18 protein-coding genes are annotated in these 20176 nt (G+C 40.2%); all 18 read right to left on the bottom strand.

Annotated features, from left to right (window positions below; all coding sequences use genetic code 11):
- Nucleotides 1–8: 8 nt before the first annotated feature.
- The 18 genes from EFT72_RS15175 to EFT72_RS15090 all read right to left on the bottom strand — a co-directional run bounded on the left by EFT72_RS15175 (nucleotide 9) and on the right by EFT72_RS15090 (nucleotide 20113).
- Nucleotides 9–620 (bottom strand): TetR/AcrR family transcriptional regulator, encoded by a 612-nt coding sequence (locus EFT72_RS15175; RefSeq protein WP_164473177.1) that lies wholly within the window; start codon nucleotides 618–620, stop codon nucleotides 9–11.
- A gap of 133 nt (nucleotides 621–753) precedes the next feature.
- The gene (locus EFT72_RS15170; protein WP_124067767.1) at nucleotides 754–2583 is read right to left on the bottom strand and encodes a glycoside hydrolase family 36 protein; all 1830 of its coding nucleotides are present in this window, start codon (nucleotides 2581–2583) and stop codon (nucleotides 754–756) included.
- 17 nt (nucleotides 2584–2600) lie between these two features.
- Nucleotides 2601–3104 (bottom strand): HD domain-containing protein, encoded by a 504-nt coding sequence (locus EFT72_RS15165; RefSeq protein ID WP_124067766.1) that lies wholly within the window; start codon nucleotides 3102–3104, stop codon nucleotides 2601–2603.
- Between the two features lie 184 nt (nucleotides 3105–3288).
- Nucleotides 3289–4920 carry a hydroxylamine reductase gene (gene hcp / locus EFT72_RS15160; RefSeq protein WP_124067765.1) on the bottom strand — a complete coding sequence of 544 codons (1632 nt, stop codon included), beginning with the start codon at nucleotides 4918–4920 and terminating at the stop codon, nucleotides 3289–3291.
- A gap of 255 nt (nucleotides 4921–5175) precedes the next feature.
- Nucleotides 5176–5397: an SdpI family protein gene (locus EFT72_RS15155; protein ID WP_279222001.1), complete on the bottom strand. Its 222-nt coding sequence runs from the start codon at nucleotides 5395–5397 to the stop codon at nucleotides 5176–5178.
- Nucleotides 5398–5448: 51 nt separating this feature from the next.
- On the bottom strand, nucleotides 5449–6894 hold the full coding sequence (locus tag EFT72_RS15150; RefSeq protein ID WP_124067763.1) for a glycoside hydrolase family 1 protein: 1446 nt from the start codon (nucleotides 6892–6894) through the stop codon (nucleotides 5449–5451).
- A 17-nt stretch (nucleotides 6895–6911) separates the two neighbouring features.
- Nucleotides 6912–8741 carry a beta-glucoside-specific PTS transporter subunit IIABC gene (locus EFT72_RS15145; protein ID WP_124067762.1) on the bottom strand — a complete coding sequence of 610 codons (1830 nt, stop codon included), beginning with the start codon at nucleotides 8739–8741 and terminating at the stop codon, nucleotides 6912–6914.
- A 70-nt stretch (nucleotides 8742–8811) separates the two neighbouring features.
- Nucleotides 8812–9654: a PRD domain-containing protein gene (locus tag EFT72_RS15140; RefSeq protein ID WP_124067761.1), complete on the bottom strand. Its 843-nt coding sequence runs from the start codon at nucleotides 9652–9654 to the stop codon at nucleotides 8812–8814.
- Between the two features lie 173 nt (nucleotides 9655–9827).
- Complete coding sequence (locus tag EFT72_RS15135) at nucleotides 9828–10361, bottom strand: winged helix-turn-helix transcriptional regulator (protein WP_124067760.1); 534 nt, start codon at nucleotides 10359–10361, stop codon at nucleotides 9828–9830.
- Nucleotides 10362–10409: 48 nt separating this feature from the next.
- Nucleotides 10410–10892 carry a hypothetical protein gene (locus EFT72_RS15130; RefSeq protein ID WP_124067759.1) on the bottom strand — a complete coding sequence of 161 codons (483 nt, stop codon included), beginning with the start codon at nucleotides 10890–10892 and terminating at the stop codon, nucleotides 10410–10412.
- Nucleotides 10893–10916: 24 nt separating this feature from the next.
- Nucleotides 10917–11126: a hypothetical protein gene (locus EFT72_RS15125; RefSeq protein ID WP_124067758.1), complete on the bottom strand. Its 210-nt coding sequence runs from the start codon at nucleotides 11124–11126 to the stop codon at nucleotides 10917–10919.
- A 239-nt stretch (nucleotides 11127–11365) separates the two neighbouring features.
- The gene (locus tag EFT72_RS15120; protein ID WP_124067757.1) at nucleotides 11366–13033 is read right to left on the bottom strand and encodes an alpha-glucosidase; all 1668 of its coding nucleotides are present in this window, start codon (nucleotides 13031–13033) and stop codon (nucleotides 11366–11368) included.
- A gap of 15 nt (nucleotides 13034–13048) precedes the next feature.
- The gene (locus EFT72_RS15115) at nucleotides 13049–14737 is read right to left on the bottom strand and encodes an alpha-glucosidase (protein WP_124067756.1); all 1689 of its coding nucleotides are present in this window, start codon (nucleotides 14735–14737) and stop codon (nucleotides 13049–13051) included.
- A gap of 16 nt (nucleotides 14738–14753) precedes the next feature.
- Nucleotides 14754–15614 carry a carbohydrate ABC transporter permease gene (locus EFT72_RS15110; protein ID WP_124067755.1) on the bottom strand — a complete coding sequence of 287 codons (861 nt, stop codon included), beginning with the start codon at nucleotides 15612–15614 and terminating at the stop codon, nucleotides 14754–14756.
- Entirely contained in the window at nucleotides 15611–16651 is a 1041-nt protein-coding gene (locus EFT72_RS15105) for a sugar ABC transporter permease (RefSeq protein ID WP_124067754.1), read from the bottom strand. The genes EFT72_RS15110 and EFT72_RS15105 overlap by 4 nt, the downstream gene beginning before the upstream one ends.
- 67 nt (nucleotides 16652–16718) lie before the next feature.
- Complete coding sequence (locus tag EFT72_RS15100; RefSeq protein WP_124067753.1) at nucleotides 16719–18047, bottom strand: ABC transporter substrate-binding protein; 1329 nt, start codon at nucleotides 18045–18047, stop codon at nucleotides 16719–16721.
- A gap of 159 nt (nucleotides 18048–18206) precedes the next feature.
- Nucleotides 18207–19220: a LacI family DNA-binding transcriptional regulator gene (locus EFT72_RS15095; protein ID WP_124067752.1), complete on the bottom strand. Its 1014-nt coding sequence runs from the start codon at nucleotides 19218–19220 to the stop codon at nucleotides 18207–18209.
- Between the two features lie 221 nt (nucleotides 19221–19441).
- Nucleotides 19442–20113, bottom strand: a complete 672-nt coding sequence (locus EFT72_RS15090; RefSeq protein WP_124067751.1) for a 4'-phosphopantetheinyl transferase superfamily protein — start codon at nucleotides 20111–20113, stop codon at nucleotides 19442–19444.
- Nucleotides 20114–20176 lie beyond the last annotated feature (63 nt).

The following is a 20176-nucleotide window of genomic DNA, read 5'->3' as shown; positions in this document are numbered from 1 at the left end:
CACCTCCATCAATTATAAAATACAATTCTAAAAAATTGCAGATATTTATCTACTTCTGCTGTTGCAAGCTGAATTATTTCTGCATGACTCCACGCAGTTCCGTTTTTAAATATTGTAGTTATAATTTTGCTCAAAGTATTGACTATGGTGCTTTTCATCATTTCTGAGTCAACTTCCTTGCGAAGCTGTGAAAAATCGAGATTCTCCTCAAATATGCGTTTTTGTATACATGGCATTAATTTTTCTTGCAATTCCTCCGCATAATCTCTTGCATATTTGTCACAAAACTCATAAAGATATGGATACTTTGCAAGCGTTTCTATTTTAGAAATCAAGGCCTGCCTTATCCGCAACAGAAAATCAGTATTGGACCAGTCAACAGAATCCACCACGTTACTTAAAATTTGTTTTCCAGAAAAGTATAAAAGGAATTCATAAAGCTCGCTCTTGCTTTTAAAATAATGATATAAAAGACCTCTGGAAATCTCTGCCTCTTCCACGATTAAGTTTGTTGACGCCTTTTCAAACTCATTCTTCGCAAACACCTTAAATCCACAATTTACAATACGAAGCACCTTTTCGTTCTCCAGGTCGATGTCGGAAAAACGCTCTATATCCATCCTGCACTCCTCCATTCTTTCCCACATGTAATTGACAGCTTCTGTCTATAATCAAATTATCACAACCGGCAGAAGTTGTCAACATCAAATTTATCTTCGGCTATACAGAATCTACAATTACTTTACCGCTTACTTAGCCTATCAGCCAAGCCTTCGCAGTAAAATCACCATCAATACCCCCATATTCTTTTATGATTACTTTATTCTGCAGGAAATCTAGGCTGATTTCTTTGGAATTCTCAAATCTATGGGCAATCACTAACTGTTTATTGCAATATTCCCGAACAACAAGCTGCTCTCCCTGGGGATTATTATAACTTTTCGTACCGTTTTCACATTTTGTTGTTCTTCCGTATTTTATGATATCAGCTGCTTCTTTATAAAATTCCATTCCCGCCTCTATGATTTTCCATTGTTCTGCTGTCAGATCATAGATATCACCGCTTAAGCACATTCTGCCAAAAAATGTGCTGATAATGGAATAGTAGATTCTATTATTGCTGTCACTGCCGCGCATAACTGCCCAGATCTGACTTTGGGACGGTTTTATTACTCGTTGCATATTTGCCGCAATCATCGGTATGGCCGTGGTTTCATGGGCATCGGAAAAGCTTGCCTGGGATACCAGTTCCATCATGGATGGCTCCAGCCTGTGTCCACCGCTAGAACAGTTCTCAATTACAATGTCCGGTATCTCCATTTTAATTTTTTTGAAAAATTCCTGGGTTGCCCTGACCCTCTGCCTTAACCCTTCTCCAAGACTTTCAGCCCCGTCACAGCCTATGCCGATGGTATCGTTGTAATCAATTTTAATATAGCCAAATCCGCATTCTTTCAGGGTTTTTATGACCGCATTCTTTAAATACTCCATAACCCAGGGATCGGACATATCCCAAAAGCGTTTCTCTCCCACGGTAAGTACTACACCATCTTTTTTCAGTAAATGTTCCAAATTGTCCCAGTGTTTTGACAATTTGCCCACAGATTCTGGTTCAAACCAGAGACCAGGTATCATCCCGCATTCTCTGATATAATCCGCAGCTTTTTTTAGACCACCGGGGAACTTTTCATAGTTGACATCCCAGTCTCCGATACTGGCCCACCATCCCTCATTTTTACCATACCATCCGGAATCAATTACCAGGTACTTAACCCCTTTATCCTTCAACTTATTACATATTTTTTTGATATTTTCAAGGCTTGGGTTCCCCCAGGTAGTACAATATTCATTAAACATAATTCCCATATCCTGATCCAGTACAGATACCTCAGGCTTTTGTGCATTCACCAATTTATCGCACACCTCATAGAGGGAACTTCCCCTGGCAATGACTGCTTTGGGGGCGGTAAAGGTTTCCCCCGGTGCAATATTCTTAAACCAGTGTCCAAAGTCCCGGTCTGCAATCCCACCCACAAGTGACAGAGTTTCATCCTCTTTGCACAGGATCTCAATCTGCCAGGAGAAAGGGGTATATAACTGAACCGCTGTAAATTCATGTGTTTCACAGTTTTCCAACGCGATAAAAGGGAAATACTTCCGCACCGGCATAGATCCCAAATTGCCAAATTTCTCAACCCTCATACCACATCGGTTCCAGGAAGGCTCTAAGTGCAGTTCCTCAATTGTTTCTGTCCTGAGTTTTCCTTCCGCACTCCAAAAAGATTGCAGTCTGTGGATTTTGTCCGCTTTTATTCCCTTTAGAGCAAAAGATGAGAGCATCTCTAACGTTGTTGTTTCAGTCCCTTTGTTCTCAAATACGGTGTTTACTTCAACGGTATCGTTATTATTTACCATCTCCAGTGTTACATAATGATTGGTACTATTTTTATATACAATTGTGTCCGCTTTTTTCAGAACTCTAACAAGTTCCTTCGTGGATTCCCCTCCGCATAAGGTCAGACCATTGGAAAATCCTCCGTTATGAGCATCTTTTCTTAGTTTTAATTCTACATAATATTCCATTGTTAATCTCTCCTATATTATAAGAATAAGTCAACTTTATACATGGTTTCAAACATTCGAATTCCTGCTGCTGTTGCAAATATCTTTTTCCTGACACTTTCAACTGCCTCCCTAGACAGCCCATCCTCCCATGCATTGACAAGAAAATCAGCTTCCACAAGAATCTGATAATCCGCCCCTTCTATATTTTTATATGTATGATGGTGACCTACCAGCCAGCAGATCCGGTCAATCTCTTCCAGAGAATAATCAAAAGACGTAAGAAGACTTCTTGCAATGGGAGGTCCTTCCAGCTCCTGGTAATTGCCTGCGCTGCTGTGATATTTTTCCTCACTTACCTTAATACCAATATCATGAACCACACAGGCAGTTTCCAGAATCCGCTGCTTGTCAGCATCAAGCCCCTCTTCTTCTCCTATGAGTTTTCCAAACTGGTATACTTTGATAAAATGCTGAATCCTTTTTGGATCACCCTTGTAATAGTCCATCATCTTTGCAATCACACTATTTATGGTATTCATATGTTAAGTTCCCTCCTTACTTATTTTCATTTATCTTACTGAAGCGGATGGTATTTGTCAACACAGAGAACCTACTACTGCCCACCTTATCACCCCAGGCGAACGAAAACAGTTCTGCAAGCAAAAAAATCCACCGGTCCGATGTAAAAGCAACCGGTCCGATGGATTTTTTCAATCATTTTAATTATGCGTTCATTAATAATTCGATATCATCATCCACATCTCCGATTCCTGCAATCCCGAAGGTATCTACAAGGACTTTTGCAACATTCGGAGATAGAAATCCTGGTAATGTCGGTCCTAAGTGAATGTTCTTTACGCCAAGGTGAAGGAGTGCAAGAAGCACGATAACTGCTTTCTGCTCATACCAGGCAATGTTATAAGCAATTGGAAGCTCATTGATGTCAGCCAAACCGAAGATTTCCTTTAACTTCATTGCAATAACTGCCAGAGAATAGGAATCGTTACATTGACCTGCATCAAGAACTCTTGGAATTCCCCCGATATCGCCAAGATTGAGCTTATTGTATTTATATTTTGCACAGCCGGCTGTGAGGATTACCGTATCCTTTGGAAGCTTCTCTGCAAACTCTGTGTAGTAGTTTCTTGATTTTGCTCTGCCGTCACATCCTGCCATTACAAAGAATTTTTTAATGGCGCCAGATTTAACTGCATCAACCACCTTGTCAGCCAGTGCAAATACCTGATTATGTGCGAATCCACCAATGATAGATCCAGTTTCAATTTCTTCCGGACTTTCAAGTGTCTTTGCAAGCTCGATGATTGCAGAGAAATCTTTCTTTCCATTTTCATCTGCTTCAATATGTGTGCATCCTGGGAAACCGGAAGCGCCAGTCGTGAATATTTTCGCTGCTGCTTCAGGAGTTCTTGGAGGAACGATACAGTTTGTTGTAAAAAGAACCGGACCATGAAAGGAGTTAAACTCTTCTAACTGTTTCCACCATGCATTTCCGTAGTTTCCTGCAAAGTGATCATATTTTTTAAATGCTGGATAATAATGAGCTGGAAGCATCTCGCCATGGGTATAAACATCGACGCCGGTTCCAGCTGTTTGCTCTAAAAGCTGTTCCATATCTGCTAAATCATGACCAGAAATTAAGATTGCTGGATTCTTTCTGACTCCGATATTAACGGAAGTGATCTCCGGATTTCCGTAACGGGAAGTATTGGCTTCATCAAGAAGAGCCATTGTAGTTACCCCTACTTCTCCTGTCTGTAATGTTAAAGCAACCAGATCATCTGCAGAAAGAGTGTTATCAAGAGTCGCTGCCAGTCCTTTGTACATAAAATCATAAATGTCAGTGTTTTCTTTCCCAAGATTAATCGCATGCTCTACGTAAGCAGCCATGCCTTTAATCCCATAGATAATCAGCTCTCTTAAGGAACGCACATCCTCATTCTCTGTGGATAGAACGCCTACTGTAGCTGCTTTATCAAGCATTGTTTCTCTTGTGGTAACGTGGAAAACAGCTGCATCGTTATTCCCTGTATAGCCTTTTTTTGCTGCAAGCGCATCTCTTAAACCAAGTACCTTTAAAATCTGGGCTTCAATCGCTGCTGCATCGAAGTTCGCATTTGTGATCGTGATAAAAAGACTCTTAACTGCCTCATGATTCATTTCAGCAAGATCCGCTGCACTGGTTCCTGTTTTAACCACCACTTCAGAAATTCCCTTTACTGCATAGATAAGCAGATCCTGAAGCTTTGCCACCTCTTCTGTCTTACCGCATACACCCTTAACCGTACAACCTGTATTCTTTGCTGTCTCCTGACACTGATAACAAAACATGCTCATATTCCTTACCTCCTAAAATAAATTTATACACACCCCATACGGGAGTTTGTGCGTGTTTTAATATTGTATTACTGCCCTGTTGCTCATTAAGAATATCATCGAACCGGATTTATGTCGGTTGTTATTACAACACAAAAACATCTATTTTAATTTTTTGATCTTTTACGATTTAAAAAACAGTAAAATACAGAATCAAAAACGCCGCATGGCTTCTGTAATAAAATACAGGAACCATGCGGCGTCACAAGCAATCCTCTACGTATGAGGATTTTTATCCCGCTCTTTCTTAAATAGGAAGAAGGAATAACAAGCGGGAATAACAACAATTAGAAACGTTATGATAACAATTACGGAAACTCCATGGAAAACAGCAACCCCATTTAAATATGCACTTACTAAAATCACGAAACCTCCGGCCACCATAATATGACCTGCCATCCGGTTTGTTTTATTCCAGTTATCGGGCTGGCATTTTATTACAAATCAGGGCTATGCGGAAAGTAAAACACCTCCAGCATAGCCCTGTTCTTAAATTTCCATATCAGTTAAATCTCCCCCATTGGTTTCGATTACTTTTTTATACCAAAAGAATGATTTTTTTCTGTACCGTTTCATCGACCCATTGTCTTGGTCATCTTTATCCACATAGATAAAACCATACCGTTTTTTCATTTCTCCTGTACCGGAACTTACAATATCAAGAGCCGACCAGACTGTGTATCCAATCAGATCCACCTTATTTTCAATGGATTTCTCCATTTGATCTATATGCTGTCTTAAATAGTTAATTCTGTAGTCATCATGGACACAGCCATTGTCATCTAGTTCATCCACAGCCCCCAGCCCGTTCTCAACGATAAAAAGGGGAATACCATAGCGGTCATAAATTTTATTTAGCGTGTATAAAAGACCTTTCGGATCAATCTGCCACCCCCACTGACTTGTTTTAAGGTAAGGATTTTTCACTCCTCCAAGCAGATTTCCAAGGGTAGTGGCATGGCCCTCCTCCGTCGTAACGCAGTTGCTCATGTAGTAAGAAAATGAATAAAAGTCAACGCATCCCTTTCGTAAGACTGCTTCATCCTCTGGCTCAAAGGTTAGATCTATTTGATTTTCTTCCAGATAGCGCAGCGCATATCCAGGATAGCTCCCTTTGACCTGAACATCGGCACAGAAATCATTGATCATATGGTCAAGTTCCTGCAAAAGCAGCATATCTTCGGGTTTGGGAGTCAATGGATACATGGTAATGTGGGCGATCATACAGCCCACTTTAAAATCCGGGTTGATTTCCCTTGCTGCCGCCACTGCTCTGGCACTTGCAAGAAATACGTGATGCAGTGCCTGAAAACGGAGGTTTTTGTCATCAAGGGGGTTTGCCACCTCATCGTCTTCCTTGTTTATGATTCCAAGTACCTCAAGATTTCCCATCGGCATGGTAGCAAAATTAATCTCGTTAAAGGTCAGCCAGTACTTAACTTTATCCTTATACCGTTCCATCACGCACCTTACATAACGTTCAAAAAAGCCAATCACCCTCCGGTCTGAAAATCCTTTATAGGCTTTCACCAGATGGTACGGTATTTCAAAATGACTTAGAGTCACCATTGGCTCAATTCCATATCTGCGGCATTCATCAAAAATCCGATCATAGAACTGTAAGCCTTCCTCATTGGGCGTTTCATCATCTCCATTGGGGAAAATTCTACTCCAGGCGATAGACAACCGAAATACTTTAAATCCCATTTCTGCAAACAATGCAATATCTTCTTTATAGCAGTGGTAGAAATCAACTGCAGTATGGCTGGGATACCTCTCATCCGGCAGGATTTTAGAAGTAAAAACCCTGTTCTTATGCCGAGAACCTGCCGTTAAATGATCACAGATGCTCTCTTTTTTCCCATCAGACTCCCAGGCTCCTTCACACTGGTTGGCTGCAACAGCACCGCCCCATAAAAAATTATCTGGAAACATTTTATCCCTCCTGTCTGTTATAATATGGCAATTAAATCATCACCGCTATGAACGGTCAAACCGCTTTTTAGCATCCCTATGACCTCCATATAATCCTTTGTATTGGTTACGATAACCGGCGTATCTAAAGAATATCCTTCCTTTTCGATTGCATCTTTATCAAAGGTAATAAGAAGATCTCCTTTTTTAACCTTGTCTCCCTCTTTCACATGTGATTCAAAATATTTTCCGTCTAAACGGACCGTATCCATGCCTATGTGAATGATAACTTCACAGCCATCATCAGACATCAGCCCAATTGCATGCTTTGTTGGAAACAGCATCATAACGGTACCGTTAAATGGAGCGGTTACTTTTCCTTCTGCAGGTGTAACTGCAACCCCTTTTCCCAGAGTTTCGTTGGAAAATGCCGCATCCCTGATCTGATCGAGGGACATGACCTTACCGGAGAGAGGCGATGCGATCACTTCTTTTTTGCATTTTTCGGAAGCATTTTCCTCCCCTATCGTTTGAGAAGGCTCTTCATCTTTAAAAGTAACAAAAGAAACAACAAAACCAATCACCAGTGAGACAGCGGCGGCGATCAATGCTCTCACCAAACTCACTCCCGGCTGAGCTGGATCAAGAAGTGCCGGAATTTCAAACAAACCCATACCTGCCATTGTGTGATATTTTAATCCCAAAGCAGCGGTAGCTGCACCTGCAAAAGCACCACAGAGGCAGGAAAGAACGAACTGCTTCGTTCTGGGAAGTAAAATTCCATAAATTGCTGGCTCTGTTACTCCGAAAAATCCTGAGATCCATGCAGGAAGAGCGATCTGCTTCAAGGTCTTATCCTTAGTTTTCAGCCACATGGCAAAAATCATGCCGGTAGTCGTAAATGTTACAAAGGTGGTAAATGCCAGAATCGGATCGGGAGTTCCTGATATAATATTGGTAATACATAACACAACTAAAACAATATGAACACCAAATACAATCATTACCTGCCAGAATCCGCCCACTAAAAATCCAGCAGCAATCGGGCTTATGGTATAAACATTTAATACTGCCTGTGAAATGGCATTTGAAAGCATGTTAGCAAGCGGACCAATTACTACATATCCGATTGGCACTGATATTAAAAGTACAAGCATTGGTGTGATAAAGGTCTTGACCATATCAGGGATCACCCGGTTAAAAAAGCTTTCCAAAGGTTTTGCCATTGCTACTATCAAAATTACAGGAAGCAGGGTTGATGTATAAGTAGCATTAAACACATGACCAAACAGAGGTACATCGACCCCGTTAATGGTGGGATAGCATAGTGCCGCTCCAATAATCAGCCCTAAAAATGGACTCATCTTTATCTTCTTTGCCGTGTTGTAGCCGATGACAACCGGGAAGAAATAAAAGATGGAATCTCCGATTGCATTGAGTAGGATATAGATTCCGTCCGCATCAGAATAAAGGCCCAGATACGAAAGAATGGAATTCAGTCCTTTTAACATGCCACAGGCACACAAAAGACCAATTGCAGGCATCATAATTCCGGAAATTAGATCCAGCGATTTTTCTCTAAAACTCATCTTCTTTTTTTCCGTTGCCATCTCTGAGGCAATATTTGCTAATTTACAAACATCTGAAAACACCTGGGGAACATGATTTCCGATTACCACCTGATATTGTCCAGAACTGCGCATAACCGTTATAATCCCTTCCGTTTTCTTCAGTGCCTCATCATCTGCAAGACTTTCATCTTTTAATTGAAAACGTAGACGGGTCACGCAGTGTACAAGACTGATAATGTTGTTCTTGCCACCGACTTTTTTGATAATGTCTTTTGCCAATAGGTCGTACTTTCCCATTTTAATATCCTCCATTTTTCTTTATTTATTAGAAATATGAAAGTTTAGCCAACCGAATGTAACCATCTTGTCATAGAACTGTTTTATAAACAACGCGTTCAATATGCAGCGTCAAATACAATTTTTCATCATTGGATACGTGATAGTTGTATCTCTTTTCAATAAACTCACTTATCTTTTCTGCACAATCATAGGCATTCACATATTTTTTCTTAATAATCAAAAGCAGATCATCTTGCTCATCATCAAGATAGGTTTTCCCCTCCAGTAATCTCTGGGCAAAAAATTTCAGATGCGTAATAAAGCGGAAATAATATAACGACTCTTCGTTAAAAAATAGGTGGAAATTGTAGGATACAATATTTGTGATCTCAGATATCAACTCAGCTACCTGGTGAATCTCTTCCGATCCTTTTCTTGTGACAGCTTCTACAAAATGAATGGCAATGAATCCAGCTTCATCCTCTGGCAAACGGATGGAAAAATGTTTTTCAATCATATCCAGCGCTTTTAATCCGATCTCAAATTCCTTCTTATAAAACTTTTTTATATCCCAAAGAATGGCATTTTTTATCCCAATTCCCCCCTGAAACCGTTTTACCGCAGAATAGAGATGATCGATGAGTGACAGATAAATAGTATCATTTAAATCCACCTCCAGGACCTTTGCCGCATATTCAATAATCTCCTCTCCCAGTTCCACATAACCGATCGGAATATTGGCAACAAGTTCCTGAAACCGATTGTTAATCAGGGGATCGGACAAGACAAAAATCTTATCAATCTTGCTTTCATCAAGTTCCTCTCCATTCTTCTTTTTAAACGCCAGGCCGCAGCCCATGACAACCTTCTCCACCCCGTTTTCATCTTTAATAACGACTGCGTTGTTATTGAAAATTTTGTAAATGATCATGCTTCTCACCCCTGTCCACGATATAAATGATCCTCAAGTTCCTGTTTTTGGCGAAAAAAAACCTGCTTATCACGTATTATGAGCATAAAATGCTATAATAACATAATAAGCAGGTATAGCTTGCAAATGCAATCACCATCCACTTAATTACAGTATAATACAAATAAAAGATTTTAGCAAGATATTTTCTTCAACAACTGCTCCAGATGATCTCTCTCCTCCTCATTTAGGCGGGACAACATTTCCTTATCCCCTTCTTTTATTAATGCTTCTGCAGCTTTCATTCCTTCTTTTGACAGGGAATACTTATGGCCGCCTTCTGACTCTTTCTTTTTTATGACGTATTCTTTTTTCTCAAGTTTTTTCAGACACTCCACTAGCTTTTCATGAACAATGCCTGTATCCGATTTGAGCTCCTTTATCGTCTTTTGATCCCCATGAAATAAAGCTCCCATCACCAGCATCCTGTTTCTTTTCCCGTTAATCCCATGTTTTTTCTGTCCAAACAGGCGGTCAAATCCAATTTTATAAGATAAAAGAATTCTGTTGTAGGACGGTTCATACATTTGTTTTTGTTGCTGGCCTTTGCCTTCTTTTTCTTTTCTTGATTTTGCATAGACCTTCCCTTTGCTGCAATGAAGATCATCCAAAGAACAATGCCGCTTGCAACAGGGACAATGAAGATTGTCTGATTTCTTATCACCCATAATCGTATTCCTCCTTAGTCATGATAAAGTTCTTTTCCACTTACTTCACTATGAATCAAATAATACTTTTAACTTATATAAAGCGTCTCGCACATCTTCGTTTTCCAATGCTTTTTTGGCTTCTGTTATAGCTTCTTCTACCTCTTTCTTAGAATTTGAATCTGAAAATGCATCCCCTAAATCTGAATTTTCCAACCCAAACTTTATAACTTCATGAAACCCACCATCCATAAGTATCTTCCACTCATTCTCAGTTTTATTAAGGATAAGTGTAATTTCTTCTGATACCTTGCTATTTTTACAAACTATCACTTTTACAACAGAAGTATTATCATCTTCTTGTGCCCCTTCCACCCGATAATAGAGTTTTGAAAATATCATATCCAAAGCCTCAATATTATCTTCCGTTAATTCGCCTCCAAATAATACATTTCCCTTTATCTTTACGCCTTGAGCCCTCGTATCTACAGGTATTAAACGTTTATTGGCCAATTTATAATTACTGTTACTTAACTCATCAAACAATGCCATTAAAGCACTAACAGATGCCGATGCTTAGTAAACTTCAGGAACAATATTTGAATCAAATACATCACTTGATTCCTCTATACTACTACTCTTATCCTTATCTCTTTCACCGTCTTTAACCTCATACTCATTCATCTTTTTTTCAAATGCCTCATCGCTTATCAATTGCCTATTACTACAACCGCCAATAAACAGAACACTCATTAATATAAATAAGTAACATACCGCCTTTTTCATAGGACATTACCTCCATTAATAAACTACTTTTACTACGTATAGTAACACTTCTTCATAATTAGAAGATCCACTATTTCCTATAATAACATATTTTTCATTTCAATATCAATACAATCCATAGAAAACAATTTTCATACCAAAGCTCTATTCAATTAATCAACAAAAAAAATGAGCTTTGATTGGTCATAAGATACCATTTTCAAAACTCATTTCTTCCCCCGCATAGCAGGGTATAATCACTAAAACACCAGCACAACAACCTCATATCCTTTTAATAAAAGCTTTGTTCCATTCCCCCTAACGGAATCGTAATTATGAAGCAGCACCTCCCGGTATGGTTTTTCCAATTCAATTTCCTGCTCATCCATTTTATAGTTGCCTATAATAAGAAGTCTCTGATCTTCTCTGGTTCTGTAATAAGCCATGACTCTCTCTTTATCTGTATACGCAGGCGTAAACTGCCCGTATACAAAGGTATCCTTAAATTCTTCATCCTTTCTCAATGCAATCAGCTTTTTATAATAGTGAAAAACAGAGTCAGAATCCGCGTACTGCTGCTGCAGATTAATTGTATGATAGTCAGGACTGACCGGAAGCCAGGCCGTTCCTTTCGTAAATCCGGCATTTTCACTGTCATCCCACTGAAAAGGTACTCTTGCATTATCCCGGCTGTAGTGACTTACAACCTCAAGGGCCTGTTCTTTTGACAGACCGCTTCTAAGTGCCACCTGATATTCCTCCAAAGTGGATATGTCATCATACTGGTCAATGCGGTCAAAGGAAACATTTTCCATGCCTATTTCCTGGCCTTGATAAATAAATGGAATTCCTTTTAACAAAACGTAAAGGGTTGCCAGCATCTTCTTTGCTGCATCCGAACATTCTCCTTCCGGAATATATCTGCTCACGCCCCTTGGCTCATCGTGATTTTCGATAATATTAGAAAAAAAACCGATTCCTTCGGCTCTCTTTTGGCTGTCAAAACAGCATTCCCGGTAATCATCGGGAGTGATCGCCTGATTGTCATACCAGCCTTTTTCACTGGCTCCATATGCGGTTTGACTAAAATCAAAGATACTGGAAAAGCAGCCGTCTTCCCCTATAAAATCAGATAAGCCTTCCTTTTTCTCACAAAAGACTTCCCCTACTGTAAACGCATGATATCTGCGAAAGGTGGCATCCCGCATTTCCCTTAAAAAACCCATGATGCCCTCATTTTCTTTTAACATCATCGTACAGTCTGCCAGACCATCTTCCCTGTCCGGCTCGTAATCATGAAAGGGAAGTGCCTTTTTTATATTCATGATGGCATCAATCCGAAATCCTGCAATTCCTTTTTCCAACCACCAGTTGATCATATCGTAGATTTCTTTTCGAACAACCGGATTCTCCCAGTTTAAATCCGGCTGCTTTTTATGAAAAAGATGGAGGTAATACAGATTTGTATCGTCAATCCGTTCCCATGCACTTCCTCCAAAATAGGATCGGATATTGGAAGGCTCTTTTCCATCTTTTCCTTCCCTGATATAAAAACACCTGCCATATTCCCCCTCCGGATCCTTCCGAGCTTTCTGGAACCATTCATGCTCATCGGAACAATGATTGACCACCAGATCAAGCAAAATAGAAAGATCCCGTTTCTTCGCCTCAGCTATCAACTCTTTTAAATCCTCCATCGTACCGAATCTGGGATCGATGTTATAATAATCAGAAATATCATATCCTTGATCTGCAAAGGGGGACTGGTAGATCGGAGAAAGCCATATAATGTCAATTCCAAGTTCCTTTAAGTAATCAAGTTTTGAAATCACACCTTTTAAATCTCCGATGCCGTCTCCATTGGTATCATAAAAACTTTTGGGATAAATTTGATAGGCCACCTTATCATGCCACCATTGTTTTTTCATTCTAATTTTCTCCATTCAAGGTTGTTCCTTCCTTAGATAATAGACAACTGCTTCATAAGGACGCAGTCTGCCTTGTTTGTTATTCGGCGGATTATCGTAGTTATGGATGAGGCACTCCATATCTTTTCCTATAAACTCTACCGGTAAAGACATCGCTGCCTCCTCAGGAGAAAAATTACAAATTACCAGCAATCTCTCCTTACGGAGACTGCGAATATAAGCAAATACCCTGGTATCCTCTTTCATGATCAGCTGATAACTTCCATATACAATAATCTCATATTTCTTTCTCAGCCCGATGAGCTTCCTATAATAATGAAAGACCGAATTTTCATCAGCCAATTCTTTTTTTGCATTGATTTCGGTATAGTTGGGATTGACGGATATCCAGGGAACGGAAACGGTGAATCCGGCAGAGGGACCATCGTTCCACTGCATGGGTGTTCTTGCATGATCCCTGCTTTTACATCGTAAATAGCGCATCATCTTTTCATGGCTTACAAGACCTTTCCCCGTAAGTTCTTCATAAGCATTCAGACTTTCGATATCCTTAAACTGGGCTAATTCGGTAAATGGAAAATTAGTCATCCCAAGTTCCTCTCCCTGATAGATATAAGGAGTTCCCCTCATCATATGAAGACAGGTAGCCAACATCTTGGCAGAGACCTCTCTATAACGGCTGCTGTCATCACCAAAGCGGGATACGGCTCTTGGCTGGTCATGATTATCCCAGTATAAGCTGTTCCAGGCATCTTCTCCCAGCTCCTCCTGCCATCTGGACAAAATCTGTTTTAATCTGAAAAGGTCTGGCTTTTTGTCCGTCCATTTTAACAGCGTTCCATCTCCTTCCACATGTTCAAAATGAAACACCATATTTAACTCATGTTCCCTGGCACCCGCATATTTTCTGGCTTCTTCTACCGTAACCCCTGCAGTCTCGCCTACCGTCATTAAATCATAGTTAGACAACACCTTCTGATTCATCTCCTTCAGATAGGTATGAACCTTTGGTCCATGAACGGTATAAGGGGAAAAGTCACCGTAAAGGTCTTCCTTCACTTCTCCGTCCGGAAACGCCGGATTCTTTGATATCATACTGATCACATCCATACGAAAGCCGTCAATTCCCTTCCTGCACCACCAGTCCATCATCTCAAAAACTTCATTTCGAACTTTCTCATTCTCCCAGTTTAGGTCTGGCTGTTTGGGAGAAAACAAATGAAGGTAATACATGCCCGTTTTTTCATCCAATTTCCATGCAGAGTCTCCAAAACAGGACCCCCAGTTATTCGGTGGTTCTCCTTCTCCTTTTCCTTCTTTCCAAATATAATAATCCCTATAAGGATTCTCTCTGCTTTTCCGGCTCTCTAAAAACCAAGGATGCTCATCAGAAGTATGATTTACGACCAGATCCATAATAATTTTGATCCCATTCTCATGTGCCTCTTTTAATAGATTATCAAAATCATTCATGGTTCCAAACTCATTCATAACCTTCTTGTAATCACTGATGTCATATCCATTATCATCATTCGGAGACTGATAGATGGGAGAGAGCCAGATCACATCAACTCCTAACCGTTTTAAATAATGAAGCTTCTCCCTGATCCCGTTTAAGTCACCAATCCCATCCCCGTTGCTATCTTTAAAGCTTCTGGGATAGATTTGATATACCACTGCCTCTTTCCACCATTTTCGTTCCATAGCGGACTCCTTTTCATTATTTGATTGCCCCTTCTACCATCCCCTGTATAATCTGCCTCTGGGCGCATAAAAACAGAATAACAATGGGGATCATAGCCAAAAATGCCGCCGCCAGGATCAAATCCCATTGCTTGACATAGGAACCTACAAAACTGCTAACTGCAACAGGCAGGGTTTTGATTCTTCCGTTCAATCCCAACATCAGGGAAGGAAGAAGATAATCGTTCCAGATCCAGATTCCATTTAAAATCAGCACAGTCATCTGCACCGGCTTTAGCAACGGAAATACGATCCGAAAGAATGTATTCTCCGGACTGCAGCCATCAATCCATGCCGCTTCCTCCAGTTCCTTTGGAATTCCTTTTATAAATCCATGAAGAATAAACACGGACAAAGAACCGCCAAAGCCCAGATAGGCTGTAATAATTCCGGTATAACTGCTTAACATGGCAATCCCCGTAAATTCAGACACCTTCCGAAATGTAGACAGCAAAGGAAGCATCACCACCTGAAAAGGGATGACCATTGATGCCACAAACATCATAAAAATTACCTGTGACCATTTTGTCTTATTCCGGACCAGTACCCATGCCGCCATACTGGAGAATACTGTCAGCAAAATCAGGCTGACCATGGTTATGTACAAGGAACTTCCAAAGGACTTCCAATAGCTGAAATTTTGATTTTCTATTACATTCTTTAAATTCACCAGAAGCTGTCCCCAGTCAGACGGAGGTGCAATGGGGCTGATCACAATATCCGCACTTTTTTTTGCAGCATTGAATATGACCAAAAGAAAAGGCGAAAGAACAAAAAGAGACAGGATCAAACCGGCAATTTCCGGAATATGTCGTCTTGCTTTAAAATTTCTTTTCATAATTCCACCTCCCTCTTCTTACTGATGGATACCTGAGTCAAAGATACTGCTGCAAGGATGAGGAAGAATACCACTGCTTTTGTCTGACCTTCCGCATATCTGTTTCTGGCAATTGCCGTATTATAAATATTAAGGGCTAAAAACTCGGTGGAGGCCACTGCCTTAGCTCCCAGAATCCGACTGGGTGCTCCGTTTGTAATGGCATAGTTTAAATCGAATTGTTTAAAGGAATTGACCAGCGTTAGGAAAATACACACTGTAAAGGTATTGGCAATCATGGGTAATTTGATATGTAAGAGTGTTTTTAACGCCCCAGCCCCATCCACTGCCGATGCTTCTAAAATATCTCTTGGAACCCCCTGAAGTCCGGTGACATAGATCATCATAATATATCCGGCATACTGCCATATGCTGACAATCAGGATCGCAAAAAAAGCCAGATTTGGATTTGTCAGCATGGAAACACTTCCCGCTAGCATACTTGGAAACACTTTGTTAAAGATAAACTGCCACACATACCCCAATACAATCCCCCCAATTAAATTAGGGAGAAAGAAGGAAGCCCGGTAAAAATTCCTCCCTTTTACTCCTGAGGTACATAAGAGAGCGAGAAAAAATGCCACAAAGTTGACGGAAACCATATTAAAGACCGTAAATAAAAATGTAATAAGCAGCGAATATAAAGAATCCGACGCGTGAAATATCTGTACATAATTTTCAAATCCCAAAAACTGGGTAAACCCGATTCCATTCCAGTCCGTGAACGAATAAAAAATACCAAATAAAAAAGGGATCAGCACAGTTATGAAAAAAGCACCTATTAATGGCAGCAAAAACAAACCATTTACGATCATCCGGTGCCTTCTTCCCGGAATCAGATAAAGACTGACAATGATTAGAAGCAGTCCCCCTGCAAGTAACGGACCCCTTCCCACAAAATCCCGGTTAAATACATCTAAATACAGCCCGCAGCAAACCATTATAGAACCGGCAGCTGCCGGAAGAACATTCATTATCTTTTTTACATTTTCCTCCATATAATATCTCCTTTATCTCTGCCCCAAATATCGGTTGCGGGCGGCTGTTTTTTGCCGCCCTGTCCCTTTATTTTTTCACGTAGTCTGCAATTGCCGTCTGCATCATATTTACAAAGCCTTCCTTATCAATCTCCCCTTTTGCATACAGTTCAAACACGGCGCCTGTGGCATTCATGGAGATCCCTTCTGGCATCTTCGTCCATTCCCAGGAATAGGTGCTGCCTGCATCCACATAGGTTTTTAAGCTTATAGCCAGAGGTGTCTTCGGATTAACCTTACACGTAGTATAAGGAGAAATCATTCCGCAATCGGATACCAGACACTCCTGCCCTTCCTCTGACAGGGCAAGTTCTTTCAAAAAAGCCTTACATGCATTAATATTGGTGCCTTTATTATAAACAGCCCACCAAGATGGACAGTCAGCAAGCACTCCCTTCATCTCCTCCTTTGTAAATGCTAAGGGAGCGATTCCACAGTCAAATTTTACATCATAATCAGGAAGTGACGGATCTATCCAGTTTCCCTGAGTGATGAACGCAGTCTTTCCCTGTGCCCACAAAGCCAGTTGATCGTCATAGGTTCCGGATATCAGGGTATTCTTATCTGAGTAGTCAAACAAAAGCTTCATAAAATCTGCAAACTGGCCCAGGCGCTCTGTATCCGTCTTACCAGATTTCAACAAATCGATATAAGTGGTGTCACCTCTTTTCAAACCTCCGGATAAATAGTAACCGAAAAGATGGTTTCCAGTTGACCAGTACATCTGTCCGGATTCAGCCGCAACGGAACAAACCGAAGTAAGCCCCAGCTCTTCCTTTTTCGTATCAATCGTCTCAAAGGCTTTCTTAAACCCATCATAGGTGGTGAGCGTAGCTGGATCGACTCCTGCTGCTTCTAGAACATTCTTATTATATGTAATACCATAGCCTTCTACTGCATAAGGAAACCCTACCGTCTTGCCATCCTCTGATTTAAAACCGAATTCTGTATTGGAAGTCCACTCCTCCCCGCTTAAGTCTGTCATGTAATCCTTCCAGGTTTGATAATCACCTTCGCCTCCGAATACGAATAAGTCCGGCATATTCCCCGCTGCCAAATACCCCTTCATGGTTCCATTGATGTCAACACCACCACCAAGCGATTCGATCACAACTTCCTGACCTGTCTTCTCCTGATACTTTTTGGCAAAGGCCTTTAACGGCTCATCAATCTCGATCTTTCCATTCACGATCCGAATGGCTTTTCCATCTAAATTTGTCTGTGCGCCTCCTTTGCCTTCTACCGATTCTTTATTTACGTTAGATGTCTCAGTTCCATCGGACTGCGTGCTCTTACCACAACCTGCAAGTGAAAGTACTGCTGCTGCCATTGCTAAAACCCATAAATGTTTTCTCATAATTCACCCTCCATTATATATTATGCTGTTAAATCGTGAAATTATAACGTTTATATTGTAACTTATGCGCATAAGTTATCTATATATGATATAGTAGCACTTTATGAATGAGATAACAAGGGCTATGAGATAAAAAAAAGGTTTCCCTGTCAGGAAACCTTACATTTTTCTCACGGAAGACCGCTCTACAATAAAAACTGGAAGTTGCTCAAAATTGGCTCCGTAATCCTCTCCATTTATCATATCAAATAGCTTTTCCACAGTGATCCGGCTTTTTTCCGTTACATCCTGGTGAACCGTAGTCAGCGCAGGCCTTACCAGACGACTGCAAATATTATCATCAAATCCGACTATGGAAAGCTCTTGAGGAATTTTCATCCCCCGATCCTTTAAATCGTTTAAAATATATGCCGCATAATAATCAGATGCACAAATAACGGCGGTAAAATCCCGGACTCGTTCATATGCCTGTGATAAGAGCGGGGATAGATCGGAACCCCTTGGCTTCAGCCTGATAAAATTCTCTGCTCTCCAAGGCAGACCGGCATTCTTAAGTGCATCCCGGTATCCCATAAACCTTTGGTAATCAACTCCTATACAGTTATCAGCAAGAAAGGCTATTTTTTTGTGACCAGACTGTATGAGATATTTCGCAATCTCCCTACCGCCTTTTCTGTCATCGATTCCTACATTCACGTACTCAAAGGAAGCGTCTTTTAAATAGGCATCTACAAAAACCATAGGCTTTTTCACCTTTTGATTCAGCAGTTCCCCATCCTCCTTCTGCATTCCAAGAAGAATCAGTCCATCCACGTTCCAACTGGAGACTGAAGTTATAATTTCCCCTATATCACTGGAAACATAAAGCATGATAAAATATCCCTTGGCCCGTACAAACCGTTCCACTGCTCCAATCAGCTCACCTGCAAAGGGATCTTTTACAAAGTTATCGTACTTATCTTCACTAGCTTTCATAGCCAGCCCGATTATTCCGGACCGGTTTCTGGCCAGATTCCTTGCATTCCTATTTGGAACATAGTCATACTCTTCAATCAGCTTTTTTACCTTTTCCACCATAACCGGGGATACTTCCCCCGATTTTCCGTGAATAACATTGGATACGGTTGTTGTGCTGGTTCCAAGCAATTCCGCCATTTTTTTTATTGTTATCATCCCCTGCTCCTTCCTAGCTCACAAACCCGCTTAAATTTCTCTTATCATTCTATTACGGCTGGTTCATTTATGCAAGCGGAAGGAACCGTCTCCTTAAAGGCATTTAGATTGAAATGTGACCCGATCTCCGTCTTGTACTTCTAATTCCACTGCTGCAAGCGCAGTGACTTTAATTTACCAACTCGATTCATTGTTTAAGCTCCTTATATATTTTCGATTATTTACTTTAACAAATTCATCATCTCACTAGCACTAAGAACCTTGAGAGAGATATCACACTCCCTTTTCATGCATAACGAAATATAATAATCCCTAAATCGAAAATGTTTGAATCTTAGGTCCTTCTGGATTTTATTCTGAGCAATTACCAAACCGTGTTTTAAATCTATAGAAAAGGACCTCATATCTATTGATAACCCTTTTCCTATGTATTTTATATAGCTCTCTTTTAATGTCCATATTTCCACAAATCGATTTAAATATTCTGATTCTCCTGCAGAATATAGATAATCCTTTTCTATCTTCGTAAAGCAGTAATTTGCAATCTCTTTCTCATATTTTTGCACTCTTTCAATATCAACTCCAATAATATGATTACTGAACCCAATTATTACCCAGTCTCCAGAATGTGAAATATTGAAATGTATGTTTGGATATTTCATTAAGAATGGTTTTCCAAATTTATTGTAACCATAGTCAATTTTATCTTCTATTCCAGCATACGTTTGCAGATAGTACTGAATTAATCGTTCACTACAAATACATCTTTTTTTATCCTCCATGAAATGATATTTCATAGCCTTTGTTCTTCTTTCAAGAGAAATATGTGACTGCAGTTGATTCGTCATTATATCATCAATTAAATTAATGTCAAACAATAATAATGTTATCATTTGCGATTCCCCCTCCTACGGCGCTCTGTGCTGGCATCAATATTGCAATACAATAATTATTAT

Source organism: Clostridium sp. E02 (genome assembly GCF_003833015.1).
GTDB lineage: Bacteria > Bacillota > Clostridia > Lachnospirales > Lachnospiraceae > Lacrimispora.
The sequence above is the reverse complement of the archived record's forward strand: the minus strand, read 5'-3'. Positions and strand labels throughout refer to the sequence as shown.